This window comes from Streptomyces krungchingensis (assembly GCF_054729265.1).
Window position 1 is genome coordinate 8,117,823 of record NZ_JBPUKY010000001.1, and the last position, 25,276, is coordinate 8,143,098.

Annotated in this window: 20 protein-coding genes; 13 read left to right on the forward strand and 7 right to left on the reverse strand. The window is 71.3% G+C overall.

Translation table 11 applies throughout. The features are described from left to right. Positions 1-95: 95 nt before the first annotated feature. Genes ACSYGO_RS35415 through ACSYGO_RS35430 form a run of 4 tightly spaced genes read right to left on the reverse strand, consistent with a single transcriptional unit; the run spans position 96 to position 4,744 of the window. Positions 96-2,078 carry an anthranilate synthase family protein gene (locus ACSYGO_RS35415; protein ID WP_460389028.1) on the reverse strand — a complete coding sequence of 661 codons (1,983 nt, stop codon included), beginning with the start codon at positions 2,076-2,078 and terminating at the stop codon, positions 96-98. Further along, entirely contained in the window at positions 2,075-2,701 is a 627-nt protein-coding gene (locus ACSYGO_RS35420) for an isochorismatase family protein (RefSeq protein ID WP_460389030.1), read from the reverse strand. The genes ACSYGO_RS35415 and ACSYGO_RS35420 overlap by 4 nt, the downstream gene beginning before the upstream one ends. A 50-nt stretch (positions 2,702-2,751) precedes the next feature. Then, positions 2,752-3,549, reverse strand: coding sequence for a 2,3-dihydro-2,3-dihydroxybenzoate dehydrogenase (locus tag ACSYGO_RS35425; RefSeq protein WP_460389032.1), 798 nt, complete (start codon positions 3,547-3,549; stop codon positions 2,752-2,754). Positions 3,550-3,571: 22 nt separating this feature from the next. Next, positions 3,572-4,744 (reverse strand): 3-deoxy-7-phosphoheptulonate synthase, encoded by a 1,173-nt coding sequence (locus ACSYGO_RS35430; RefSeq protein WP_426682202.1) that lies wholly within the window; start codon positions 4,742-4,744, stop codon positions 3,572-3,574. 242 nt (positions 4,745-4,986) lie between these two features. On the opposite strand from ACSYGO_RS35430, the gene ACSYGO_RS35435 reads away from it, so the two are divergent. Beyond that, positions 4,987-6,096, forward strand: coding sequence for a transaldolase family protein (locus ACSYGO_RS35435; protein WP_435227534.1), 1,110 nt, complete (start codon positions 4,987-4,989; stop codon positions 6,094-6,096). Between the two features lie 40 nt (positions 6,097-6,136). Next, complete coding sequence (locus ACSYGO_RS35440) at positions 6,137-8,158, forward strand: helix-turn-helix domain-containing protein (protein ID WP_460389034.1); 2,022 nt, start codon at positions 6,137-6,139, stop codon at positions 8,156-8,158. Positions 8,159-8,256: 98 nt separating this feature from the next. On the opposite strand, the gene ACSYGO_RS35445 is transcribed toward ACSYGO_RS35440, so the two are convergent. Beyond that, positions 8,257-9,420, reverse strand: coding sequence for an IS701 family transposase (locus ACSYGO_RS35445; RefSeq protein ID WP_432188957.1), 1,164 nt, complete (start codon positions 9,418-9,420; stop codon positions 8,257-8,259). 886 nt (positions 9,421-10,306) lie between these two features. On the opposite strand from ACSYGO_RS35445, the gene ACSYGO_RS35450 reads away from it, so the two are divergent. The 6 genes from ACSYGO_RS35450 (at position 10,307) to ACSYGO_RS35475 (ending at position 18,152) form a co-directional block, all read left to right on the forward strand. Further along, the gene (locus tag ACSYGO_RS35450) at positions 10,307-10,993 is read left to right on the forward strand and encodes an NAD(P)H-binding protein (protein ID WP_460389036.1); all 687 of its coding nucleotides are present in this window, start codon (positions 10,307-10,309) and stop codon (positions 10,991-10,993) included. Between the two features lie 102 nt (positions 10,994-11,095). Continuing rightward, positions 11,096-13,255, forward strand: a complete 2,160-nt coding sequence (locus ACSYGO_RS35455) for an AGE family epimerase/isomerase (protein ID WP_426682207.1) — start codon at positions 11,096-11,098, stop codon at positions 13,253-13,255. 113 nt (positions 13,256-13,368) lie between these two features. Further along, the gene (locus ACSYGO_RS35460; RefSeq protein WP_426682208.1) at positions 13,369-14,307 is read left to right on the forward strand and encodes an NAD(P)/FAD-dependent oxidoreductase; all 939 of its coding nucleotides are present in this window, start codon (positions 13,369-13,371) and stop codon (positions 14,305-14,307) included. Positions 14,308-14,396: 89 nt separating this feature from the next. Further along, on the forward strand, positions 14,397-15,350 hold the full coding sequence (locus ACSYGO_RS35465; RefSeq protein ID WP_426682209.1) for an alpha/beta hydrolase: 954 nt from the start codon (positions 14,397-14,399) through the stop codon (positions 15,348-15,350). Between the two features lies 1 nt (position 15,351). After that, positions 15,352-16,578: a low temperature requirement protein A gene (locus tag ACSYGO_RS35470; RefSeq protein ID WP_460389038.1), complete on the forward strand. Its 1,227-nt coding sequence runs from the start codon at positions 15,352-15,354 to the stop codon at positions 16,576-16,578. Then, complete coding sequence (locus ACSYGO_RS35475; RefSeq protein ID WP_426682211.1) at positions 16,575-18,152, forward strand: Na+/H+ antiporter; 1,578 nt, start codon at positions 16,575-16,577, stop codon at positions 18,150-18,152. The genes ACSYGO_RS35470 and ACSYGO_RS35475 overlap by 4 nt, the downstream gene beginning before the upstream one ends. 55 nt (positions 18,153-18,207) lie before the next feature. Here ACSYGO_RS35475 and ACSYGO_RS35480 read toward each other — a convergent pair whose 3' ends face one another. Continuing rightward, on the reverse strand, positions 18,208-19,272 hold the full coding sequence (locus tag ACSYGO_RS35480) for an AMP-binding protein (protein WP_460389040.1): 1,065 nt from the start codon (positions 19,270-19,272) through the stop codon (positions 18,208-18,210). Beyond that, positions 19,269-21,251, reverse strand: coding sequence for an MFS transporter (locus tag ACSYGO_RS35485; protein WP_460389042.1), 1,983 nt, complete (start codon positions 21,249-21,251; stop codon positions 19,269-19,271). Before ACSYGO_RS35485 ends, ACSYGO_RS35480 begins: the two co-directional genes overlap by 4 nt. Before the next feature lie 359 nt (positions 21,252-21,610). Here ACSYGO_RS35485 and ACSYGO_RS35490 point away from each other — a divergent pair, with 359 nt between their 5' ends. The 5 genes from ACSYGO_RS35490 (at position 21,611) to ACSYGO_RS35510 (ending at position 25,243) form a co-directional block, all read left to right on the forward strand. Further along, entirely contained in the window at positions 21,611-22,033 is a 423-nt protein-coding gene (locus tag ACSYGO_RS35490) for a nuclear transport factor 2 family protein (protein WP_179332629.1), read from the forward strand. Positions 22,034-22,055: 22 nt separating this feature from the next. Then, on the forward strand, positions 22,056-22,430 hold the full coding sequence (locus tag ACSYGO_RS35495) for a nuclear transport factor 2 family protein (protein ID WP_426682214.1): 375 nt from the start codon (positions 22,056-22,058) through the stop codon (positions 22,428-22,430). Positions 22,431-22,444: 14 nt separating this feature from the next. Next, positions 22,445-24,037: a GMC family oxidoreductase gene (locus ACSYGO_RS35500; RefSeq protein WP_426682215.1), complete on the forward strand. Its 1,593-nt coding sequence runs from the start codon at positions 22,445-22,447 to the stop codon at positions 24,035-24,037. Further along, positions 24,034-24,441 (forward strand): VOC family protein, encoded by a 408-nt coding sequence (locus ACSYGO_RS35505; RefSeq protein ID WP_028800565.1) that lies wholly within the window; start codon positions 24,034-24,036, stop codon positions 24,439-24,441. The genes ACSYGO_RS35500 and ACSYGO_RS35505 overlap by 4 nt, the downstream gene beginning before the upstream one ends. Before the next feature lie 346 nt (positions 24,442-24,787). Beyond that, positions 24,788-25,243, forward strand: coding sequence for a nuclear transport factor 2 family protein (locus ACSYGO_RS35510; RefSeq protein WP_432188954.1), 456 nt, complete (start codon positions 24,788-24,790; stop codon positions 25,241-25,243). Positions 25,244-25,276: the final 33 nt, after the last annotated feature.

Consider the following 25,276-nt stretch of genomic DNA (forward strand, 5'->3'; position numbering starts at 1 on the left):
AGGGGCGGCGGGGGCGAGAGACGTCTCCTGCGGGCCCCGGACAGGGGAAGGCCCCGACCCCCTGGGGGAAGGGGCCGGGGCCTGTGGGGACGGGGTCAGATGGTCTGGAGCGGGGCGTGGGCGTCCTCGGTGCGGACGGGGGCGTGAACGTCCTCGGACTGGAGGGAGGCGCGGGCGTCCTCGGTGGGGAGGGAGGCGTGGGCGTCCTCGGTGCGGAGGGGGGCGTGGACGGACTCGATGAGGGAGGCGATCACGGCCGGTCCGTTCTGGGTGAGCACCGACTCCGGGTGGAACTGCATGGACGCGAACCCGGGCCCCCGCAACGCATGGACCTCGCGATTGCCGGGGTCGCGGCAGACCTCGACCTCCCCGACGCCGGGAACGTCGAGCCGGTCCGCGGCACTGCGCGCGGCGAACGTGTTGTAGAAGCCGACCCGTTCGAGGCGCCCGAAGAGGTCGATCTCCCGCTGGACCCCCTGGTTCGGCACGGCACGCCGGTTGAGGTCGAGCCCCAGCTCCAGGCTGAGGACCTGATGGCTGAGGCAGACCGCGAGGAACGGCTTGCGGGAGTCGAGGAGCGTACGGACGGCCCCGCGCAGATGCGCGATCTTGGGGTGGGCCAGATCCCGCGGGTCACCCGGACCGGGGCCCATGACCACCAGGTCGTAGTCGTCGAAGGAGTACGGCTCGTCGAACCGGCGGACCGTCACCAGCAGCCCCATGGATCGCAGTTGGTGGGCGATCATGGCCGTGAAGGTGTCCTCGGCGTCCACGACGAGGACCTTGCGGCCGTCCGCCACGGGCGTCTGCCGCGCACCCTCTGCCAGCCAGAACCCGGCGATCGTGGTGTTCCGCGCGGCCAGCGCACCCCGCACGCTCGGGTGCTCGGCGAAGCGTGCCGGCTCTTCCGTGCCCAGCGCCGCCAGCAGCCCGGCCGCCTTGGCGCGCGTCTCCGCGACCTCGGAGTCCGGATCGGAGTGGCGCACCAGGGTGGCGCCCACGCCGATGGCGAGCCGGCCCTCGGAGGAGATGTCCGCCGTACGGATCAGGATCGAGGAGTCCAGCGTCCGCCCGCCCTGCGCGTCACGCCCGATGAGGGCCAGCACACCGCTGTAGTAGCCGCGGCCGTGCGGCTCGTGCCGCCGGATGACGCGGGCCGCGCTCTCCAGCGGGGAACCCGTGACCGTCGGCGCGAACAGCGTCTCGCGCAGGATCTCGCGCGGATCGCGGTCCGTCTCTCCCTCGATGAAGTACTCGGTGTGCGCGAGCCGGGCCATCTCCCGCAGGTACGGTCCGACCACCCGGCCGCCCGTCGCGCAGATCCGGGCCATCATCTTGAGTTCCTCGTCGACGACCATGTACAGCTCGTCGGCCTCCTTGCGGTCGGCGAGGAAGTCCATGACGTCGGGCAGGGTCGGACCCGCGGCGGGATAGCGGTACGTGCCGCTGATGGGGTTCATCACCGCCGTACCGCCGTGCACGCTGATGTGCCGCTCGGGGCTCGCGCCCACCAGCGTGCGGGTCCCGGTGTGCACGAGGAAGGTCCAGTACGCGCCGGACTCCTGCTCCATCAGCCTGCGGAACAGCGTGAGCGCGCTCGCCGGCGAGTAGCCGGTGATGTCGGCCGTGAAGGACCGCTTGATGACGAAGTTGGCGCCCTCGCCCTCGCCGATCTCCTCCTTGATGATCCGGCGGACCGTGTCCGCGTACGTCGCGTCGTCGATGTCGAAGTGCCCGCCGGCCAGCCGGATCGGCACGTCGGGGATGCGGGCCAGCACGTCGGCCACCGGCAGGTTCTGCTGTCCCGTGACCGCCATGGCGACGAGCGGGGCCCCGTCGTCGGCGACGTCGAACCCGCGCTCGCCGATCTGCCGGTAGGGGACGAGCGCCAGCACCTCGTGGCCGGGCGCGGACGCGGCGGGAAGCGGGATGCCGTCGAGGGTCTCCGGCTCGCTCACCTCGCCGACGAGCACCTCCAGTGCGGCGCGGCCGGTGGCGGCGGGCCGGTGGACCAGGGCGTACGCGGGTGACTGCCCGGACAGCACCTGGTCGAGCAGGTCGCGCGGAGCGCCGGTCATGCGAAGACCTCCTTTGCGGGGATGACGACGGCACAGCGCTGGGCCGCGTAGTGGAGTGCGGTGCGGTGGTCCTTGGCGGAGAAGTCGGCGACGGCGTCGGCGACGACGAACGGCTGGATGTCGTGCGAGAACGCCTCGGTCGCGGTGATCAGCACACCGACGTGCGCGTACACACCGCAGATGATCAGCTGGTCGCGGTCCGCCGCGCGCATCCGCTCCAGCAGATCCGTGTTGAAGAAGGCGCTGTAGCGCCACTTGGTCAGCATCCAGTCGCCCTCCCGGGGCGCCAGCGGCTCGACGACCTCGCGGTCCGCGGGGTCCACCCGCATGCCCGGACCCCAGAAGTCGGCGAGCAGTCCGCGCTGCCCGGCGTCCATGCCGCCCGGCTGCGCCGTGTACGCGACCGGGACGCCGAGTTCGGCGCAGCGGTCCCGTAACGCCGCGGCGTTGCCCACGAGTTCGTCGGCCGGCCCCTGGTCGGGTATGGGTTTGAGGAAGTAGCGCTGCATGTCGTGGACGAGGAGGACCGCGCGGTCCGGGTGCGCGGACCAGGCCGCCGTGTTCGGCGGCAGGTCGCCCGGCGCGGGCATCGCGTACGGCTCGATGGTCGGAATGCCTGCCATGGCAGTGGAAGTCCCTTCGGATCTGCGTGGGTCGGGCGCCTTGCGGTGGGTCAGGCGCCCAGCGACGCGCCGCCGTCGACGGTGAGCATGTGCAGGGTGATGTGTGCGGCGCGGTCCGAGAGCAGGAAGACCACGGCGTCGGCGATGTGCGAGGGCTGTGCGATGCGGCCGAGCGGGATGCCGACGCGGAAGGCGTCCGCGCGGCCCTCGACGGTGCCCCGGGGACCCGACTCGTCGTGCCACATCGAACTGAGCATCGGGGTGTCGGTGGAGCCGGGCGCGACGACGTTGCAGCGGATCCCGTGCCGGGCCACCTCCAGCCCCAGGCTCCGGGTGAACATGGTGGCGGCGGCCTTGGACGCGGCGTACGCGGCCATCTCGGTGCGCGGGGTGGCCGCGGCGTTCGAGGAGACCGTGACGATCGCCCCGCTGCCTCGCTCCGCCATGCGGTCCACGACCGCGCGGCTGACGTGGAAGACGCCGTTCACGTTGACCGCGAACGTGGTCTGCCAGTCCTCGTCGCTGAAGCCGCGCACCTCGCCGAGGCGCAGCACGCCGGCCGCGTTCACCAGGTACCGCACCGGTCCGAGCCGCCGTTCGACGGCGTCGACCGTCGCCTCGACCTGTGCGCTGCTGCTGACGTCGGTGGCGAACGCCTCGGCCCGCAGCCCGTCCGCCCGCAGCTTCTCCACCGTCTCGCCGAGCGCGTCGGCGTCACGGTCGACGGCCGCGACCGTCGCGCCCCGCTCGGCGAGCGCGCGGCTCACCGCGGCGCCTATGCCGCCCGCGGCGCCCGTGACGAGGGCGACCCGGTTCTCCCATTCCTCGTTTCCTTGCTGGTTCTCCATGTGCGGGACCTCCCTGGTCCGGTCATCCGCGCCAGGCCGAGACCACGGATGCGGCCTGGACCGGGTTGAGCCGCGGGTCGCAGAAGCTCGTGTACTTGTCGCCGACGTGGTCGATGTCGTCCACGCCCGTGACGCACTCCGTGACGTGGTCCGGAGTGGTCTCCAGGTGCAGTCCGCCGGCGATGCCGCCGGAGGTGCGCACCGCACACTGGAAGCCCTCGACCTCCCGGACGATGGTCTCGACGAAGCGGGTCTTCAGCCCGTCGGGGGCCGTCACCGTGTTGCCGTGCATGGGGTCGGTGAGCCAGATGACCGGATGGCCGGCGGCGCGCACCGCCCACACCAGCGAGGGCAGCCGTTCGGAGACCAGGTCGGCTCCCATCCGTGCGATGAGGGTCAGCCGGCCGGGCTGCCGCTGCGGGTCGAGCCGTTCGCACAGTGTCAGCAGATCGCGCACCGACATGTTCGGACCGACCTTGCAGGCCACCGGGTTGACGACCTGGGACAGCAGGGCGACATGGGCGCCGTCCGGCTGCCGGGTGCGCTCGCCGATCCATGGCCAGTGGGTGGAGGTCAGCAGCAGCCGGCCCTCCTCGTCCCTGCGGACCATGGGGAGTTCGTAGTCGAGCAGCAGGGCCTCGTGGCTGGTGAACACCGGCGGGCAGATCACGGACGGGCGTCCGTCGTCGAGCCAGCCGAGGTGGCGTACGGCCTCCTGGGCGGCCGCGTAGCCGTCGAGGAGCCGGCGCGGGTCGGGCCGGCGCAGTTCCGGGTCGGGCTCCGGGCTGTTGACCATGTGTCCGCGATAGACGGGGAGTTCGGTGCCTCCGATCACTTCGGTGGGCCGGGAACGCGGCTTGGCGAACTGGCCGGCCATCCGGCCGACCCGGACCACGGGCGTATGGGTGATCATCTTTAGGGTGCCGGCGAGCACGTCCAGCAAGCCGGCCTTGCGGGCGACATAGCCCGCGGTGCATTCGGTGGGGTCCTCCGCACAGTCCCCGGCCTGGACCACATGGGCTTCACCGACGGCCACCCGCGCGAGCAGGTCGCGCAACGCGGTGACGTCGTCGTGGCCGACGAGTGCCTGACTGTTCGACAACTCCCCTCTGACCGAACGGATCAACTCTGTCCTGTCCCAATCCGGCTGCTGCAGCGCAGTCCGTGATCGGACACTGGGCAGATCAATGTCCACGGTTGTCTCCAAGGCTGTTCCTACGGGTGCTCCTTGGTGACAAAGGGTGCGAGGGCGGCGGGTACCGGCCAACGACGCATCGGCGAATACGTCAGATGAAGCGCATGTCCATCAGGTCGCCCGCCCTTCCCGACGGGCGCCCGCGCAGCACGAGTTGACATTGTCCGCGCAGCGACGTCGCGCAGTGCGGAAGGACCGCGCATGCTGACCCGTCGTCCTCAATCACGGCGCCGGGAGGGGTTATGCGGGGCGGAATTCTGCGTCGTCTCATTTCCGAGGGCGTTTCCCCATGGCTGAACGGATTTCACCGGGGGTTTCTCCAGGCGCGACGGCTGTCCGCGCTGGCGGCCGAGGAGGGCGTGCGTGGCGCGACCGCGCAGCCCGCCCTGCTCGCCGCCGCCCTGTCCGCGGAGCACGCCTACCGTCCGCAGCTGGCCCGGCTGGCCCGTGACGGCAGTGATGCCGGCGCCGCGCTCAGGGCGTTGCAGACCCAGGACGCGCGCCTGGCCTGCGACGAGCTCGGCGCCGTCCACGAGGCCACGGGCCGCCGCGACGGACACGTCTCGCTGGACCTCGACCCGGGGCTCGCCCACGACGCCGCGGCCACCGTCGCCGCGGCCACCGCGCTGGTCGCCGCCGTCGCCCGCCAGAACGCGCTGGTGAAGATCCCGGCCACCGCCGAAGGGCTCACGGCCATCAGGGACTGCGTGGGCCGGGGAATCGGAGTGCACGCGGTCGAGATCTACACACCGCGGCGCTACCGGGAGGTCGCGGACGCCTACTGCGCGGGACTGGAGATCGCCCGGGACGCCGGCCGGGCACTGCACGGCATCGTCTCGCTTGCCTCGGCGCCGGTGTACCGCATCGACATCGAATGCGACGCGCGACTGGCCGAGTTGGGTACCCCCGCCGCGGACGCGCTGCGCGGCGGGACCGCCCTGGCCCTCGCCCGGCTGATGTACCACGACTACGACGAGCGGCTGGGCAGCGACCGCTGGCGCAGGCTCGCCGCGGCGGGCGCCCGGCCGCAGCGGCTGCTCTGGACGGTGGACGGACCGCACACTCCCGACCAGGCCGGATACGCGGCCCGGCTGGTCGGATGGCACACCGCGCTGGCTCTTCCGCTGCGCTCCCTGGTCGCCGCCGACCGGTGGGGAACACCGTGCGGGGACACGCTCGACGGCCGACGCGGGGAGGCCCTCCGCGTGTTGGACGAATTCGAACGGACCGGCCTACGCTTCGAGGCGGTCGCCGGGAGGCTCGCCGCGCATGGCGAGAAACGGCTGGTCCGTTCGTGGGAAGCGCTCCGCGGGACGGTGGGCACCCAACTGCGGCTGCACGGCGCCCGATAGCGACACACCAGAGCACACGCGCGGGGGAGTGGGAGGCAGTGTGTCCCAGGAGCCGACGCGGGACGCCAGTTCCGCCGTACTGGAACTGCTGGCGGCGGGAGCCTCCGGCGACCGCCTCACCTCCCTCGTGGACGAGGCCAGGGTGCGTGGCGTGGATGCCGCGGAGCTCGCGGAACTGGAGCGCGCCGCCCGGCTCGGACTGAGCATCTCCTCGCGCTGGGAGCGTCACCGGCAACGCGAGAGCGGTCTGTCCACGCTGCTGGAGGCCGCTCGCGATCTGGGCGCCGTGCACCAGCCGGAGAGCACGCTGGTCCAGGCGATCGCCCGGCGCGCGCGGCTGTTGCTGGGCCTCGACATGGCGTACGTCTGCTTCCCCGAAGAGGACGACGCGGGCCGGCGCGATCCTTCGGCGCATCAGGGTGCGGAGCTTTCGGAGCCTGCGCCACGGGCCCCCGCGGGCCCGCGGAACGGGGCGCTCACGGGCCAGGCGCCCCCCACCGGGGCGCGGGACGAGGACGCGCGGGCCGGCGAGCCGGCCACGGCACGGGTGCGGGTCCACGCCTCGGACGGACGGATCGCCGGCCTGGACGTCGGGCTGACCCTGCCGGTGTGCGAGGGACCGGGCAGCATGGCGATGACGGACCCGGTGCCCTTCTGGACCCCGGACTACCTCAGCGACGAGCGGATCGAGCGCAGCGCCGCGGTCGACGAGGTGATCGGGGCGGAGGGACTGCGCACCGTGATGGCGGTGCCGCTGAACCGGCAGACCCGGCCCTTCGGCGTGCTGCACATCGCCGCGCGGACCGTGCGGCACTTCACTGCCGACGAGGTGGCGTTGATGAGCGCGTACGGCGAACTCGCCGGCGCCACCCTGGAACGGGCCCGACTCCTGGACCGGGCGGCGGCACTGCGGGAGTCCGGCGACGCGCACGCCAAGATGCTCCAACTGGTGCTCGGCGGCGGTGACTTGAACGAGGTGGCGGAGGAGACCAGCAAGCTCCTCGACGGCGCCGTGCGGATCTGCGGCTCCGACGGCGTGGTCCTCGCCACCGCGGGCGAGGTGCCGGAGGTCGAGTGGGAGCACGCGGCGGCCGGTGCCCTGGACGCGCACGGCGCCTGCCATCCCGTACCGCTGGACGAGGACGGCATGTGGGCCGCGCCGATCTGCACCGGCACCGTCGACCTCGGCACCGTCCTGGTGCACCCCAACCGGCCGCTCACCGACCACGCCGTGCAGCTGCTCGGGTTCGCGACCCAGGCGATGGCGGTGCTGATGCTGCTGGAGAACAGCCGGGCGGCGATCGCCGAGGGGCAGGTGCGGGACGACCTCCTCGACGAACTGCTCACCCATCCCGACCTGTCACCGAAGAAGATACGGACCCGGGCGCGCAGGCTCGGCGTCGAACTGGACGGCCCGCACGTGGTCGTCGTCGCCCGGCCGGAGGAGGAGACGCCGGCCAGGGCCTCGGTGTGGGCGGCCTCGTACGCGTACCGCAAGAGCGGCCTGAAGAGCATCCGGCACGGTACGGCGGTGTTCCTGCTGCCGGGCACCGATCCCGGGGCCGCGGCCCGCGCGCTGTCCGGCGAGCTGGCGCCACTGCTCGGCCATCCGGTGACGGTGGCCGCCTCGGGGCCCGTCGCGGACCCGGCCGGGGTGCGGCACAGCTACCAGGAGGCGGTGCGCTGCCTGGAGGCGATGACGGCGCTGGGGGCGGTGGGAAGGGCCGGCTCGGCCGGCGAACTGGGCTTCCTCGGGCTGCTGTTGTCCGACACCCATGACGCGGAGAAGTACATCCAGTCGGTCCTCGGACCGCTTCTCGCCTACGACGAGCAGCGGCTCTCCGAGCTGACCCACACGCTGGAGGCCTTCTTCGAGGCGGGCGCCAGCCCTACGTACGCGGCGCGGCGGCTGCACGTCCATCCCAACACGGTCGCCCGCCGGCTCGAACGGATCAGTGAACTGGTCGGCCCGGACTGGCAGCAGCCGGGACGGGCGCTCGAAGTGCAGTTGGCGTTACGGCTGTTGAGGATCCGCAACCATCTGGTGAGCCGTGAGCCGTGAGCCGTGAGCCGTGAGCCGTGAGCCGTGAGGCACGAGGCACGAGGCACGAGGTGTAGGGCGTGGGCTGCGGTCCGGGGCGCCGGCGGGCCGCGGCCCCCTCAGGAGGCCTGGCGCACGCCCCCGCCGCTGCGCAGCTCCTCGTCGTACGTTCCGTACGTCCCGTCGAGCGCCGCGACGGCGTGGGCGGCCGAGGCCAGCGTGGCGTGCCGGTGCCAGCCGTTGAAGGAACGGCCCGCGTAGTCGCGGATGCCCACCCGCTCGGAGATCTCCGTGAAGTCCCGGTCGACCCGGCCGAGAAGCTTGGTGAGTCGCAGCAGGGCGACGGGGTTCATGTCGACCAGGTCGGTCAGCCACAGCTCGGCCGGCCACGCCTTGCCGCTGTCACCGATGCCGATGAGCAGCATGTCCCCGCCGCCCCGCATGCCGGGGGCACGGGAGGCGCCGCGGATGCGGACGGCGGCCACCAGGCTGGTGCGCATGGCGTGTTCGGGGCTGTGGTCGCGCCACACCGCGGGACGGCGCAGCAGCTTGGCGGCGGACATGATCTGCTGCGCGGGCAGCGACTCCGGTGCGGGGCGGCCGATCTGCGCCGGGTCCGCGGGCGTCAGCCGCAGGGAACCGCTGACGCGCAGCAGGTGCGGGACACCGGAGGAGCGGAAGCGGCGCACGACGGACATGGCGTCCATGTCCCGGGCGTCCATGACCACCGGCCGGGCCGGCAGCCCCCAGTCCCGCACGGCGAGCATGGCCTCGACCGCGGCCTCCTCCGGCGACTCCTCGCGCACGCTGTCCGGGATGGCGGCCTGACGGCGACGGAGGCCGTTGTCCAGCCAGTCCTGCGGGATGTCCAGCCGCCAGTTGACGGGGACACTGGACTCCTGGGCCGCCGCCCACACGCCCACGGCCTGCTGCACGCCACGGATCTGGCCGAGTTCGGGGACGTAACGCCGGTACACGCCGACCGAGTTGTCTCCCGCCTTCGGGATGACCATGCGGCGGATCACGTAGGCCTCCGGGGCGACGGTCCGCGCGACGTACTGGGCGAGTGCCTTGCGGACCGGCATCCAGTGCCATGTTGAACTGGAAACGAAGTGGTGGAGGCTCTGTTCGCGGGCCGAGCCGCCGGCCGGAGCCGCCATGTTCCTTATGGACTTGCGTCCTTCGGTGGCAAGGAGGCCCTGGATGTATTCCTCGCCCTTCCTGCGCTGATCGCTGCGCGGGAAGGTGGCGAACAACGTGGAAGAGAGTTCGGTGCCGCTCATCGGAATCCCACCTCGGTTCGGAGTCGCTCTGTTGAGCTGGCTCCACAGTGCGCGGCACTCAGTGCCACGCCCAGGTGGTCCGGACACACGGTTGGGGGTGGTCGCGGTGGCCGCGCAACCGTCCCGGGCCGCGATGGTGGGGAGCCCACCACGAGGACCCTCCGGGCGGTGTCCGGACCACCGCATCCGGACCCCCGGAGCGGGATTCTGACGGTCCGTCGGCGCCGGATCCCGTCGCGCGTACGGCTCCGGGAGACGCCTCCGGCAGGGCACCGGCTCCGGATCGCGCCGCGGTGCGTGTTCGGGTCGCGCGGGCTGCAGGGGTGCGGGGGAGTTCAGGTCGCGCGGGCCGCAAGGATGCGGAGCGGTTCGGCTCGGGCGGGCCGCGGGTCACCGGCGCTCGGCTCGAGCGGGCCGCAGGGTCTCTGCCGCGGGCCCGACGGGTTTCGCCGGCCCGCCCGCGGCACCTGCCGGGCGCCGTGGTCGACCGGTCGCACGCCGGACGACATTCGCGCTTCCGCGGCCCCACATGAGATTCGCCGCAGCCGAGTTGACGAGGTCCAACCTTAATTTACAAGGCATTTGACAGCATTCGACACCGCGGGGTTCCATCTCGAACGGAGAGGCTGCGACTAGCGGGGAGGCCTGCATGCCTGGGGCGACGAGCCGGACCGAGGCCGCCATGCCGGCCGGTGGTGGCCGGAGGGAACCGGCACAGCCGGACGCCCTGACGACGACCCGGCGCGCCTGACACCGCCCGGCGCCGGCCGCCCCCGACGACCCGCGGCACCACGCTCGTGGCGCCGCCCCCGACGAAACGTTCCGCGACGAACCGTACCCAGATGAACCGTCCCTGGATGAACCGCCCCAATACGAGGAGGAATCGATGGACAGCCCGGTGGTGGTGATCGGAGGCTCGGGCCGGCTCGGGCGTCTGGTCGTGAGCAGGCTGCTGGACCTGGGTGAGCGCGTCCACGTGGTCGGCCGTGGCGTGCCCGGGGAGGCGTTGCCCGCAGGGGTGACCTACACCGCGGCCGACGTACGGGAACCGGGCTCGCTCGACGCACCGCTCGCGAACTGTTCCGCGCTGGTCTACTGCGTCTCTCCCGGCACCGACGACACCGGGCCGGACCGGCCCGAGACGACGATGTACCTGGGTGTGCGTCATGCGCTCCGGTCGGCCGTCCGGACGGGCCGCCGTCCGCACGTCGTCCTCGTCAGCCAGATCCACACCACGCACTACGGCCACCCGCTCAACGCCTACGGCAAAGTGCTGGACTGGCGTCGCGCGGGGGAGGACGAGGTCCGCGAGTCGGGCCTCTCGCACACCGTGGTGCGCCCCGGCTGGCTCGTGGACGACCAGCGGGCCGGCTCCCGGGTACGCCTGGTGCAGGGCGACCGCGCCACGGGCCAGGTCTCGCGGCAGCACGCCGCGGAAGCCTGCATCCAGGCCATGTACTGCCCTTCCGCGATCGGCGTGACCTTCGAACTCTTCAACGAGACCGGACCCGCGGTCACCGACTGGGAGTCCTCCTTCGCCGCACTGGACTGGGACCGGATTCCCGTGGGCTGAGCCGGGGACGGGAGATCCCTGTCCACGGCCACACCTTTCCACCCCCCATGGAGACAGCGCCGTGCTGCTCATGGCACCCCCCGATGATGGAGGCACCCTTCGATGAGTGCACCCGAGATACGCCGTACGTACAGCGACAGCATCGCCGGATATGTCAGCGCCTACGAGCCCGCTCACCAGCGCTTCGGCCTGCGGACCACCGACGGGCGCGAGTTCACGATCCACCTGGACGGCCTCCTGGGCTCCCAGATCGTGCGCAATCTCGCCGAGGGGCACCGCGACACCAGCGAGGCCACCCTCGACATGCTCGCCGAGGGCCGCTACGTCTTTGTCTACGGAATCTTCTACGAATGGGACGGCGGGGCGCGCATCGAGGCCCGCAACATCACCTTCCCCGAGGAACACCGCGGCTCCTACGTCTTCGAGGACCCCAAATGGTGGGTCCATCAGGCCCGCGAGATCGCGGACTTCTATCTGCGCGGCCAGTTCCCCGACGAGGTCTACGACTGGCGCAAGTTCCGCACACACCTGACGCTGAGCGGAACCCACCTTCCCGAGGGTGCCGGACAGGACGTGCGGCAGGAGACCGACACGATCTCCCGCCTGGTGTACGGCCTCGCCACCGCCTTCCTGCTGACCGGTGAGGACCGTTTCCTGGAGGCGGCCGAGTCGGGCACGGAGTATCTGCGCGAGCACATGCAGGTGGCCGACGACCGCGAGGGCATCGTCTACTGGTACCACGGCATCGACATCACCCGGGCCGGGCAGCGCAAGGTGTTCGCCTCGGAGTTCGGGGACGACTTCGACGCGATCCCCATGTACGAGCAGATCTACGCGCTGGCGGGCCCGACCCAGACGTACCGGATCACCGGCGATCCGCGGATCGCGGCCGACATCGACCGGACGGTCGAGCTGTTCCACCGCTACTTCAAGGACTACGTCCGCGGCGGCTACTTCTCGCACCTGGACCCGATCACCATGGACCCGCGCGCGGACTCCCTGGGACGCAACCGGGCCCGCAAGAACTGGAACTCGGTGGGCGACCACGCCCCCGCCTACCTCATCAACGCCTACCTGGCGACCGGCCGTTCCGACCTGGCCGACATGCTGGAGGAGACCGCCGACACCATCGTCCGGCACTTCCCGGACGAGCCCAACAGTCCCTTCGTGCAGGAACGCTTCCACGAGGACTGGAGCCCCGACCGCACCTGGGGCTGGCAGCAGGACCGCGCGGTCGTCGGCCACAACCTGAAGATCGCGTGGAACCTCATGCGCATCAACAGCCTGGTGGCCAAGCCGGAGTACGTGGCACTCGCCGAGCGGATCGCCGAGATCATGCCGGCGGTCGGCAGCGACCAGCAGCGCGGCGGCTGGTACGACGTCGTCGAGCGGCGTGCCGATCCCCGCTTCGGCGACCACCGGCTGGTCTGGCACGACCGCAAGGCCTGGTGGCAGCAGGAGCAGTCGATCCTCGCCTACCTCATCCTGGCGGGCACGACCGGCGATCCCGACCACCGGCGGCTCGCCCGCGAGGCCGCGTCGTTCTACAACGCCTTCTTCCTCGACTACGAGGACGGCGGCGTGTACTTCAACGTCCTCGCCAACGGCATCCCGTACCTGCTCGGCACCGAGCGGCTCAAGGGCAGCCACGCCATGGCCGGCTACCACTCCCTGGAGCTGTGCTACCTCGCCGCGACCTACGGCAACCTGCTGGTCGGCGACAACGTGCTCACCCTGCACTTCCGGCCGCTGCCCGCGTCCTTCCCGGGCCGCACGCTGCACGTCGCGCCCGACCTGCTGCCCAGGGAGGCCGTCCGGCTCGCCCGGGTGTGGATCGACGGGGAGCGCTACGAGGACTTCGACCCGAAGAACCTCACCGTGCAACTGCCCGAGTCCACCGAGCGGTTGAAGGTACGCGTCGAGATCGAGCCCACCGAGATGCCCATGCGGATCTCCAGCAGCTTCGACGGCCGGACCGCGCGGGTCTCCTGTGAGGGCGTCCTCGGCCGGGACTCGCTGGAGAAACTGCGGCGCACGCTGAACGAAGCGCTGGAGGCCCGGCCCGAGCGGGTCGAGTTCCACATGTGCCGGGTCACCGAGATCTCCCGCGAGCCCATCAACGAGCTGCTGTTCCAGCGCACGAAGGCCGGTCTGGACGTCGACTTCGTCATCGTCGGCGAGGTCCCGCCGGAGGTGACCCGGGCCCTGGCCGCCACGGACGCCTTCCTCACCGACCCGCACGCACGCTGCGACGACGAGTGACGAAGCGGGCGGCGGCAGACCCGCCGCCATGAGTTGCGGGCGCCGCCCCCGCCCGCCCCGGCGGGGGCGGCGCCCGGCATCCGAAGTCCCGGACGGACGGAGAGGTTCACCCCATGGCCACCACGGCCCCATCGGTTCCCGACGCCGACACCCTGGTCGTCGGCGGCGGCCCCGCCGGGCTGTCCGCCGCCCTGTGCCTGGCCCGCTACAACCGCAGTGTGCTGGTCTTCGACACCGGACACGGACGCTCCACCCATCACCAGGTCAACCGGAACTACCTCGGCTTCCCGGGCGGCATCCCGACCGTCGAACTGCGCGAGCTGGGCCGCGCGCAACTGGCCGCCTACCCGCAGGCCCGCATCGTCCACCACGCCGTCGTGCGCGCCGAGGGCGACGCCGGGCGCGGGTTCACGGTGCACGCGCAGACCGGCTCCTGGACCGGCCGCACGCTGATCATCGCCACCGGCGTGCTCGACCACTTCCCGCACTTCCACGGCTGGGAGTCCTACGTGGGCCGCTCCCTGTTCTGGTGCATCGCCTGCGACGGCTACGAGAACCGCGGCAAACGCGTCCTCATGGCGGGCCACACCGACACGACCGCCGCCGAGGCGCTCCAGATGCACAGCCTCACCGACGACATCCAGCTGCTCACCAACAGCCGCAGCGACGAGATCGGCCCGCTGTACCGGCGGCGCCTGGACGCGGCCGGCATCCCCGTCCTGCACGACCGGATCCACTCGGTGGAGGGGGAGGACGGCATGCTGCGCACCGTCGTGACCCGCGGCGGACACCACCTGAAGGCGGACTCCCTGTTCAGCATCCAGGGCGCCACCCCGGAGATCGCCCTGGCCGGCCCACTCGGTCTCGCGCTCGCACCGAGCGGCCACATCGCCGTCGACACCGAGCAGAGGACGTCGGCCGAAGGGGTGTACGCGGCCGGTGACGTCTCCTCGCTCCACTCGCACCAGGTCAGCGCCGCCGTCCACGAGGGCTCCCAGGCCGCCTCGGCCGCCAACTACTTCCTGTACCCGGCCGAACTGAAGGCCGCCTGATCCGGCCACGGAGCGTGACTCGACAGAGTACGCCCCTTGGCCGGGCGCAGATTTGACTCCCCGTTTAACTGCTCGTGAGGATGACAGTCATGGAAGCGGACCGCCGCATCGAGGAGACGCCCATGGTGCGCAGGGCACGCGTGACCTTCGAGAGCGAGGGTGAGCAACTGGTCGGCACCCTCTACCAGTTGGCACAGACCGAAGACGGCGAACCGCGCCCCGCCGTGGTGGTCGCCGGCTCCTGGACCACCGTCAAGGAGCAGATGGCCGGCCTGTACGCCGAACGCCTCGCACGGCTCGGATACCTCGCCCTGGCCTTCGACTTCACCGGCCACGGGGAGTCCACGGGGCACCCCCGGGACACCGAGCTGGTCGGCCGCAAGGTCGGCGACATGAGCAGCGCGGTCAGCCACCTCCTGGAGAACCCGATGGTCGACCCCGAGTCGGTCGGCCTGCTCGGCGTCTGCGCGGGCGGCGGCTACGCGGCGGTCGCCGCCGCCAACGACCCCCGGGTGCGCTCGCTCGCCCTCGTCGCCCCGTGGCTGCACGACGCCTCCCTGGTGCACCAGGTCTACGGCGGCCAGGACGCCGTGCGCCGCAAGCTCGACGAGGCGGCGCTCGCCCGCGAGGAGTACGCCCGCACCGGCACCGTCCGCTATGTGAAGGCGGTCAGCGAGACCGACCCCGAGGCCGCCATGTACGGGCCCTACGACTACTACCTCTCGCCCGCGCGAGGGGGCGTGCCCGAGTGGCCCAACCGGTTCGCGGTGATGGGCTGGTGGGACTGGCTGACCTTCAGTCCGATCCCCTCGGCGCCCCGGATAGACGTCCCCACCATCGTGGTGCACAGCGAGCAGGCCGCCCTGCCCGACGGCGTACGGCGCTTCGCAACCCTGCTGCCCACGGCGGCCCGCGTGCTGTGGCTGGAGGGCACGCAGTTCGACTTCTACGACCAGGAGCCCCAGGTGGGCTCCGCGGTCGAGGCGGTCGACGCGCACTTCCGCCACAGCTTCGACCGGGTGAGGCCCACCGCCGGAGGCTGACATGGCGACGAGCCGCGTCGCACCGCTCATCCAGTCCAAACGCATCAACGTGGCGGAGCACTTCTACGACCTGGTGCTCGTCTTCGCCGTCAACAAGGTCACCCACACCCTCGCCGACGACGTCTCCTGGACCGGCCTGGTCAACGCCTGGGCCGTGTTCACACCGTTCTGGTGGTCGTGGGTGGGCACCGGGATCCTGTCGAACCTGACCGACCTGCACGACGTGAAGAACCGCCTGCGGCTCTTCGCCATCACGCTGATCACCTCGATGATGACCATCGCCGCGCCCACCGCCCTGCACGGGCACGGCCTCTTCTTCGCGGGCGCCTACCTGCTGCTGCGTGCCCTGCTGCTGTGGTGGGCGATCGACGTCTTCGGCGGGCTGCGGCTGAACCCGTTCTCCGTGTCGGCGTTCTTCACCGCGCCGCTGCTGCTGCTCACCGCCGGGCTCGGCCACGAGCAGCAGCGGGCGGCCTGGGCCGTCCTGATGGCCGTCGAACTGTCCAGCACCTTCCTGCTGCGCAAACGCCTCACCCACATACGCGTCGACGTGCTGCATCTGCCCGAACGCTTCGGCCTGGTCGTCATCCTGGCGCTCGGCGTGCCCTTCGTGGACGCCGGGGGGAAGATCCCGCACGACTTCTCCGCGCGCCAGGCCGTGGCGCTGGGCACCGCGTTCCTGCTCGTCGCCTCCCTGTGGTGGATCTACTTCCACCTCAGCAACAGCCGCATCGCCCACCAGCTGCGCACCGAGGACAACCAGAGCCGCGTGGTGCGCGAGCTCCTCGCCTACGGGCACTACTGCCTCCTCGGCTCGGTCTCCGCGATCGCCGTCGGCGTGTGGTCGGCCGTGGCACACCCACGGGCCGCGCCGGAGACGTCCGTCCTGTGGCTGATGTGCGCCGGAGCCGTCGGTTTCCACACCGTGTTCGCCTGGCCGCGCTGGCGACTGCCGCGCTCGGTCGTCACCGTGCGCCTCACCGTCGCCGCCGTCGCCCTGCTCGTCCCGGTCGTGGCGGACGGCCGCTCCGGCCTGCTCGCGCTCGGCCTGCTGACCGTGCCGGTGACGGCCGCGGCCGTCGTCGAGACCGCCCTGGTGGGCATGGCGCCGAGCTGCCACTGCGGCTGCCGGCCGAAGCAGCACCGGCTGGCCGGACTCGGCCGGCATCTGCATCCGGCGCCGGGCGGCAGCGCCCCGTCGTACTCCGCGTCGGGCGATGCCCTGTGACCGACGTCCTGCTCCTCGTGGTCCCCGTGACCCTGCTCGCGGTGGTGGTGCGGCGGGCGGAGATCTCCGCACCGGTCAGCCTGGTCCTCGCGGGTCTGCTCGCCTCCTTCGTGCCCGGCGTGCCCGACTACCATCTCGACCCGCACGTCGTGCTGTTCCTGTTCATCCCGCCGATGGTGTACTCGGAGGCCTGCGAGAGCTCGTTCCTCAGCTTCCGGGTCAACGCGCGCCCCATCGCCCTGCTGTCCGTGGGACTCGTCCTGTTCACCATGACGCTGGTGGCGCTGGTCGCGCACACCGTCGTCCCCGGCATGTCCTGGCCCGTCGCCTTCGTGCTGGGCGCCGTCCTCGGACCGACCGACGTGGTCGCCGCCGTGTCCGTCGCCCGCAGACTCGGGCTGCCCCGCAGACTCGTACGGATCATGACCGCGGAGTCGCTGTTCAACGACTCGACCGGCCTGACCGCGTACCGCATCACCGTGGCGATCGTCGCGGGCGGCGGGTTCTCCCTCCTCGACGGCGTCCGCGACTTCGTGCTCGCCTGCTCGGGCGGCCTCTTCCTCGGCCTGTTCATCGCCTGGCCGGTGCGCCGGCTCCAGTGCTGGCTCGGCGACGCCGTCGCGCACACCGCGGTCTCCCTGCTGGTGCCCTTCGTCACCTACGCGCTCGCCGAGTATCTGCACGCCTCCGGTGTGCTCGCGGTCCTCGCCGCCGGGCTGTACCTCGGACACCACTCCAACCGCGCCTCGCACGCGGCCCGCATCCAGGAACAGGCCTCCTGGAAGCTGATCGTCTTCCTGCTGGAATCCCTGGTGTTCGCCCTGATCGGACTCCAACTCCGCCCGGTCCTCGATTCGTTGGACGGCATTCCGCCCGCGTCCCTGATCTGGTATGCCGCCGCCGTCTCCGCCACCGTCATGCTCGGCCGCTTCCTGTGGGTGTTCCCGGCGACCTATCTGCCGCGCTGGCTGTCGCCCCGGCTGCGCGCCCGGGACCCCTCGCCACCGTGGCAGCTGCCCGCGACGCTGTCCTGGGCGGGCATCCGCGGCGTCGTGTCACTGGCCGCGGCGTTCGCGCTGCCCGACGACATGCCGCACCGCGAACTCGTCCTCTTCCTCACCTTCTCCGTCACCCTGAGCACCCTGTTCGTGCAGGGGCTCGGATTCCCGGCGTTCGTGCGCCTGCTGGGGCTCGCGGGCACGAACGGCGAGCACGACGACCACCTCGCCGAGGCCAAGGCACAGGAGGAGGCGGCCCGGCTCGCGCAGCACCGCCTGGAGGAACTGGTCGCGCACGAACACAAGCACTGCCCGCAGCATGTGGTGCTGCGGCTGCGGGAGGTCGCCGAGTACCGCCGCGTCGCCGCCTGGGAGCGGCTGCGCGACGACGGCCGGCTCGGCAGCCAGTCGCCGTCCGCCGCCTACCGGCTGCTGCGCCGGGAGATGCTGACGGCCGAGCGCGAGGCGTTCATCATGATGCGCAACCAGGGACGCCTCGACGACGAGGTGGCCCGCCAGGTCGTCCACCAGCTCGACTTCGAGGAGGCGGCACTCAGCCGCGATCTGCACCTGTGAGCGCGCACACGGGGGTGCCCCCGCCGGAGATCCGGCGGGGGCACCCCCATGCGGCTCAGGCGCCCGGCAGCGGGGGAGCGATCCCCGCGAACGCCTGCCGGCCCAGGTACTCGATGCGCTCCACACCCAGCAGGGCCGCACAGGTCTCCGCGGTGTCCGGCGTCAGCTCGGGTCCCACGCAGATGACCCGCTCCAGCGGCCCCATCTCGTCGACGTCCTCGGGCGCCGAGGCGACCAGGCTGTAGAGCACGGACTGGGTCACGAAAGCCGTACGCACCCGCTGGGCACGGATCGCGGCGAGCAGCTCGGGCGCGTGCATCAGCTCCGGCACCACGACCACGGCCGCACCGCAGCGCAGCGCGTGCTGCGTCAGGAAGGCGAGGCCGTCCTGCTGCGCGAACGGCACGCCGGCGAGGACCCGTTCGTCCTTCTCCAGACGATTGTCGGAGGCCAGCACGGCGAGGTCCGCGGCGATGTCGGAGTGGGTGAGCTGAGCACGCCGCCGGGAACCCACCGCGTGGTGCACCACGGTGATGTCCGTGACGGGCTCGATGTCCACGATCGGCTCCGGGGACTCCGAGGCGATCAGGTCCTGGACCGAGCGGTGGCCGTCCACCGGCTCCAGCGTGAAGATCTCCTCGACCGGCTGCTGTCCCGCACCGCGCAGACGCTGCGCCTCACGCACGATCGGCAGCAGCGCGGGCGTGGTGAACAGCCATCGCGCGCCGCTCTCCGTCAGCTGGGCGGCCAGTTCCGCCTCGTCGGCCTGGCTGTCCAGCACGCACACCACGGCGCCGGTGCGTGCGCAGGCGTGCGGCACGGCCGGGTACCACAGGGTGTTGGTGGCGAACAGCGCCACGGCGTCGCCCTGCTCGACGCCGGCGTCGGCGAGTCCCGCCGCGAGCCGGCGGGTGGCCCGCTCCAGTTCCCGGTAGCCGATCGCGCGGCCGGTCACGCCGTCGATCAGCGCCGGGCTCGTGCCGCGGGCCGCGGCCTCGCCGAGCACCGTCTCGTACACCGGCAGATCGATGACGAGGTTCTCGTCGAAGGGGCTGATCACGTCGAACGAGTCGAACGGATCGAAGGGTTCGAGCGGGTCGAAGGGATCTATGGTGGTCATTCCTGTCCTCCGGAGGATGCGCTCACGCGCGGTAGGGACGTGGTGGGCGGGCCCGCGTGCAGCAGATCTCCCAGCTGCTGGAGGAACAGCTCCCAGCGCGCGGTGAACCCGGGGTCGTCCGGGCCGAGGCCCGTCGCCATCCGGGTGATCTGCGGCAGCAGGCGCGGATAGTTGGTGAGGGCGAAGGTGAGCAGCCGCAGCAGCTCGGGATCGAGCTCCGGACGCAGCTCTCCGCCGGACTGCCGCCTGCGGATCTCGTCCACCTGCGACTTGATGACGGCGCGGCGCTCCTCCTCGTGCGGTACGGGAGCACTGCCGTAGGCGAGCGCCTCGCGCGTGAGGTAGGTCAGCCAGGCGGCGTCGTGGTGCGCGGACTCGAAGTGGTACACGAAGAAGTCGCCGGCGGCACTCGGAGCCTCGCGGATCTCGCGTTCGCGGCGCTCGGTGACGTGTCCGAGGATCTCGTGGAAGAGCCGGTCACCGATCCGGCCGCCGGTCATCAGGTACATGGAGTAGGCGAAGCCCACCGTGTGGCCGGGCAGCCGTTCCAGCAGGGCGTTTCCGGCGCCGGTGCCGCGGGGCAGCCGGGTGACCATGAACGCGGCGATCAGCGTCACGAGCGCGGCCACCGGCAGCACCTGCGAGAAGGCCGTCGCGTAGGCGGCGTGACCGGTGCCGTCGCCGAGCACCGCGAAGAACAGCAGGCTCATCAGGGCGACTCCCAGGGCGTTGCCCACCTGGAGGGTCGTGGTCACCACGCCCGCTCCGGCTCCCGCGTCGCGCGGCGCGAGGGTGCCGATGATGGTGCCGATGAGCGGGGTCATGCCGAGTCCCTGGCCCAGGCCCGCGATGAACATCGGCAGCCCGAGCTCCCAGCCGCTGAGCCCGGCTCCCTGGGCGGCGCTGGTGGCGGCCACCGAGCACAGTCCGACGGCCGCGACGAGATAGCCCAGCGTCAGCACATGGCGTCCCAGCAGGCGGGTGATCCGCGCGGCCAGCAGCGAGGTGATCAGGAAGCCGACGGCGTTCGGCGTGTACACCAGGGCGGCGTGCAGCGGTGAGAAGCCCAGACCGATCTGCAGGTACAGCGCGAGGACCAGCATGAAGCCGACGTACGAGAAGCTGAACATGGCGGCGATCGGCACCCCGCCCGCGAAACCGCGGTTGCGGAACAGCGAGAGCCTGATCAGCGGATCGAGTCCCCGCTCGGCGACCGCCCGCTCGTGCCGCAGGAACAGGACGGCGGTCAGGGGGGCGGCGGCGAGCGACAGCAGCATCCACAGCGGCCAGCCCGCGTCGCGGCCCATCAGCAGCGGCACGATGAGCAGCACCAGGGTCAGCACCGACAGCGCGGAGCCCCGCCCGTCGAGGTGCGGCCGCGACCGGGGCGGCTCGTCCGGCGGCAGGAGCATCCGGCTCGCCACGATGGTCGCCACGCCGATCGGCACATTGATCAGGAAGGCCGGCCGCCAGTCGAGGCCGAACACGTTCCAGGCGAGCAGCAGCCCGCCGACGATCTGACCGGCGATGGCGCCGACGCCCACCACGCAGCCGAACACGCCCAGCGCGCGGGCGCGTTCGGGACCCTCGAAGGTCACCTGGATGATCGCGAGGACCTGTGGGTACAACAGCGCGCCGCCCACGCCCTGCAGGGCGCGCGCCGCGACGAGGACGCGGATGTCGGGGGCCAGACCGCAGAGCGCGGACGCCGCCGTGAACACCGCGAGACCGGTGATGAACATGCGTTTCCGGCCGATGACATCCCCCAGCCGCCCACCGGTCACCAGGAAACTCGCATAGAGAAGGGTGTATGAGGAAACCACCAATTCGACGGCGCCGAGGCTCGTATGGAGATCACTGCGGATCGACGGCATGGCGACGTTGACGACAGCCACATCGAGAATGGCCATGAATGCGCCGGCCAGGATCACTGCGAGGCTCACCCAGCGGCGCCCGCTGCCGCGCTGTGCGCTCAACATGCAGGAAGTCTCGTGCGCGGAGGGCGAGTACGTCGCCGACCTGCCGAAGTGTCGCCGACGTAGTCCCATGTTGTCGCAGGAGAAGAGGGAGCGCCGTTTCACTCTTACTCGGCGGCGATCCCGCGGAAAGGCAGGAGAAGGGGAACGCCTTTCGGCTGGATTCGCAGGATGCCGCTTTCGAGGGTCTCCCGAAATTCAGGAACGACCAGTTCTTCGCCCGAGCCGGCCGGACCGCGTGCGCCGATCCCCCCTTCACGGCGCAGGGGTCCCGCCGAGCGGCCGCCGGGCCCGGTAACGCGAACCCCCCGCCGGGCCCGGCCGCCGCTGCGAGACAACCACCACGATCCGAGGAGAGCGCTGTGTCGAACACCGACCTGGTTCTGAAGATGTACGAGTACTTCAACTCCGGCCAGCTGGACCGCATCCAGGAGGAGCTGTTCCACCCGGAGATCTCCTGGAAGATGCCCGGCCACCACCCGCTCTCCGGCGACCACCGGGGCGCCGGCCAGGTCATGGCCTTCTTCGGCGAGCTGTTCAAGGCCGGCGTCACCGTCGACAACGTCCACTTCGGCGAGCTGGACGACGGCACCGTCGTCGAGAAGCACCTCGGTCACGCGAAGGCGGACACCGAGGAGTACCTGTTCCCGACGTCCACGACGTACGGCATCCGCGACGGGAAGATCGCCGACGTCCAGGTGCACACCGCGGACCAGCACAGCGTGGACCGCTTCATGTGGACGGTCTTCCAGCTCAAGTCGATCGACGAGCGCATCGCCGTCTGAGCCCTGCCCGAGGGAGACTCACGTGGACACCAGGCAAGTGGTGAACAGCTATTACGAGCTGGCCAACAAGGGTGACTGGGACGCCTGGACGGACCTGTTCGCCGAGCGCCAGACCATGGACGAGCAGCTCGCCGGGCACGTCGAGGGGCGGGAGACCCTGCGCGCCATGATGCAGGGCTTCCCGGCGATGTACGCCTCGTTCACGAACACCCCCCGGCACATCGTGGTCGAGGGCGAGCAGGCCGCAGTCGTCTCGCACATCTCGGCGGCCACGCACGCCGGCGAGCCGATCGAGGCCGACGTCGTCAACTACTTCCGGGTGGAGGACGGTCTCATCTCGTACATGTCCAACCACCACGACACCGTCCCGTTCCGGCCCGTGCTCGGGACCGACTAGAGGCGGGAGCCGCCATGGCGGAACACGAGGACCACAAGGACTACGACTACATCATCGTGGGCGCGGGCACCGCGGGCTCCGTGCTCGCCGCACGCCTCACCGAGGACCCCGCGGTACGGGTCCTGCTCCTGGAGGCCGGCGGCAACCACATCCCGGCCAACGTCGACCAGGCGCCGCTCTGGTTCACGCTGCTGGGCTCCGAGGTCGACTGGGGCTACACGAGTGTTCCGCAGCCCGCCCTCGGCGGACGTTCGACGTACGAGCCGCGGGGCAAGATCCCGGGCGGCAGCAGCAACCTGTACATCATGATGCACGTCCGGGGGCACCCCTCGGACTTCGACGCCTGGGCCTACCAGGGCGCCGCGGGATGGTCGTACGAGGACCTGCTGCCCTACTTCCGCAGGATGGAGGACCAGGAGGACCCGCACGGCCCCGGGACGGGCGTCGGCGGACCCCAGGTCGTCACCAACGCGGGCGCGCACCACCCCAACCCGCTCTCCCGCACCTTCATCGACGCGTGCGTGGAGCTGGGGCACACCGAGCTGGACGACTTCAACGGCTCCCGCATGATCGGCGCGGGCTGGCACCACCTCGACGCCCGCGACGGCCGGCGGCGCGGTGCCCTGGTGTCCTACCTCGAACCCGCCCTGAACCGGCCCAACCTGACGCTGCGTACGGGAGCGCAGGTCGCCCGGCTGGTGGTGGAGGACGGCCGGTGCACCGGCGTCACCTATGTCCAGCAGGACGTGGTCCCGGCCGGCGAGGGGCGCACCGTGCCCAACGCGGGGCCCGGCGAGCCGGGCGAGCACACCGTACGGGCCGGTGCCGAGGTCCTGCTGTGCGCCGGCGCGATCGAATCGCCCAAGATCCTGCTGCTGTCCGGGATCGGATCCCCCGACCAGCTGCGGCCGCTGGGCATCGACGTGACCGAGGCGCTGCCCGGTGTGGGCGAGAACTTCCACAACCACGTGCTCACCGGTCTGATCGCGGAGACCACGGAGCCCGTGGAACAGGGCCACCAGAACCTCTCCGAGTCGGCGCTGTTCGCGACCTCGCGGCCCGGGATGATCGCCCCCGACCTGCAGATCGCCTTCGTGCACGTGCCGTTCGACATCATCGTCGGGCAGCAGCACCCGAACGCGGTCAGCATCCTGCCCGGTGTGGTGCGCCCCAACTCCCGGGGCACGGTCCGGCTGGCGAGCGCCGACCCGTTCGCCAAGCCGCTGGTCGACCCCAACTACCTGGCGGACCGCTCGGACGTGGAGCGTCTGGTGCAGGCGGTGAAGCTGTCCCGCGACATCTTCGCCACCTCGGCCTTCAAGGAGCACCTCAAGGGGGAGCTGCTGCCCGGTCCGGACGTGCGCACGGACGCCGACATCGAGCGGTTCGTGCGCGAGCGGGCGGACAGCTACCACCACCAGGCCGGTTCGTGCCGCATGGGCATCGACGACCTCTCCGTCGTCGACCCGGACCTGAAGGTGCACGGGGTGAGCGGGCTGCGGGTCGTCGACGCGAGCGTGATGCCCGCGGTGCCGTCGGGCAACTGCAACACGGCCATCGCGGCGATCGCCGAGCGCGCCGCCGACCTGATCAAGGGGGACGCATGACCCTTCGGTGGTCCCACGTGGGGCTCAACTGCCGTGATCTGGGCGCGACGGAGGCCTTCTACGAGAAGTGGTTCGGCTTCAGCCGGGCGCGCACCGTGGAACTGGACGACGACCGGATCGTGTTCCTGCGGCAGGGCGACGTGTACCTGGAGCTGTTCCACACCGACACCGAGCCGCTGGTGAAGCCGGCCGGCGACGGCCCCGCGCAGCCGGGCGTGGCCCGTCATCTGGCCTTCCAGACCGACGATCTGGAGGCCTTCCTGGCCAAGGTGGGCGACGAGGTTCCGGTGACTCTGGGCCCGCTGCACTTCGACGACTTCATCCCCGGGTGGCAGACCGTCTGGCTGACCGACCCGGACGGGGTGATCGTCGAGGTCAGCGAGGGGTACCGGGACGCCTCCTGACCACCGGCGGGGGCGGGCCGGCCGCAGCGACGGCCGGCCCGCCCTTCGCCGTGCGGTGCCCGCGGACCTGCGGTGCCCGGACCGTGCGGTGCCCGGACCGTGCGGTACCCAAGAACCGTGCGGTGTCAGCGGATTGTGCGGTGTCCGCGCCCTGTGCGGTGCCTCCCGAAGGTGCGCAGGCCGCGCACGGCGGTGAGGCGGAGAGAAGGCAGGCAGGCCGTCGTCGGGTTCTGTGCAAGGGAGTTGGCACAGTTCGCGCGACGAACCGCCAAGTCGTTGGAAGCGGCCGGAGGCCTGCCTTGACTGAAAGAGACCGATCACACGCGTACGAGGAAGAAGGCTTCCCATGACCGAATCCACGCTGCTCGGCGCCTCGCTGACCGAACAGTCCATCAAGGACGCGGTCCGCGACTGGTACGTCGCACTGGACCAGCACGTCCCGCTGGAGCAGGTGCTGCCCTATCTCGTCCAGGACGGCCTGGAGATGCGCTTCCCCGAGGCGACGCTCACCACCCTGGACGAGTTCAAGGGCTGGTACGAGGCGGTGACCCATCGCTTCTTCGACGAGGTGCACGAGCTCAAGAGCGTCGAGGTGGAGCCCGCCGTCGGCGGTGAAACCCTTGTCAAGGTGGTAGTCAACTGGCAGGCCCACATCTGGAATCCGCCGGCGGCACGCAGCCAGTGGCTCGGATTCGACGCCTACCAGACCTGGATCGTCGTGGCAGGTGAGGACGGTCGCCCGCTGGTGAAGACGTACATCGTGGACGACCTGGACCCCATGGAGGGCTCGGCGTCCCTGTAACACGCGTTCTCCCTCCGCAACGGGCGGAGTCTC

Coding starts and splice junctions, on each gene's coding strand:
- ACSYGO_RS35460 (WP_426682208.1), top strand. CDS start 13,369: ATGGCCACCACGGCCCCATCGGTTCCCGACGCCGACACCCTGGTCGTC.
- ACSYGO_RS35505 (WP_028800565.1), top strand. CDS start 24,034: ATGACCCTTCGGTGGTCCCACGTGGGGCTCAACTGCCGTGATCTGGGC.
- ACSYGO_RS35510 (WP_432188954.1), top strand. CDS start 24,788: ATGACCGAATCCACGCTGCTCGGCGCCTCGCTGACCGAACAGTCCATC.
- ACSYGO_RS35470 (WP_460389038.1), top strand. CDS start 15,352: ATGGCGACGAGCCGCGTCGCACCGCTCATCCAGTCCAAACGCATCAAC.
- ACSYGO_RS35485 (WP_460389042.1), bottom strand. CDS start 21,251: ATGTTGAGCGCACAGCGCGGCAGCGGGCGCCGCTGGGTGAGCCTCGCA.
- ACSYGO_RS35465 (WP_426682209.1), top strand. CDS start 14,397: ATGGAAGCGGACCGCCGCATCGAGGAGACGCCCATGGTGCGCAGGGCA.
- ACSYGO_RS35500 (WP_426682215.1), top strand. CDS start 22,445: ATGGCGGAACACGAGGACCACAAGGACTACGACTACATCATCGTGGGC.
- ACSYGO_RS35420 (WP_460389030.1), bottom strand. CDS start 2,701: ATGGCAGGCATTCCGACCATCGAGCCGTACGCGATGCCCGCGCCGGGC.
- ACSYGO_RS35445 (WP_432188957.1), bottom strand. CDS start 9,420: ATGAGCGGCACCGAACTCTCTTCCACGTTGTTCGCCACCTTCCCGCGC.
- ACSYGO_RS35415 (WP_460389028.1), bottom strand. CDS start 2,078: ATGACCGGCGCTCCGCGCGACCTGCTCGACCAGGTGCTGTCCGGGCAG.
- ACSYGO_RS35450 (WP_460389036.1), top strand. CDS start 10,307: ATGGACAGCCCGGTGGTGGTGATCGGAGGCTCGGGCCGGCTCGGGCGT.
- ACSYGO_RS35480 (WP_460389040.1), bottom strand. CDS start 19,272: ATGACCACCATAGATCCCTTCGACCCGCTCGAACCCTTCGATCCGTTC.
- ACSYGO_RS35435 (WP_435227534.1), top strand. CDS start 4,987: ATGCGGGGCGGAATTCTGCGTCGTCTCATTTCCGAGGGCGTTTCCCCA.
- ACSYGO_RS35425 (WP_460389032.1), bottom strand. CDS start 3,549: ATGGAGAACCAGCAAGGAAACGAGGAATGGGAGAACCGGGTCGCCCTC.
- ACSYGO_RS35455 (WP_426682207.1), top strand. CDS start 11,096: ATGAGTGCACCCGAGATACGCCGTACGTACAGCGACAGCATCGCCGGA.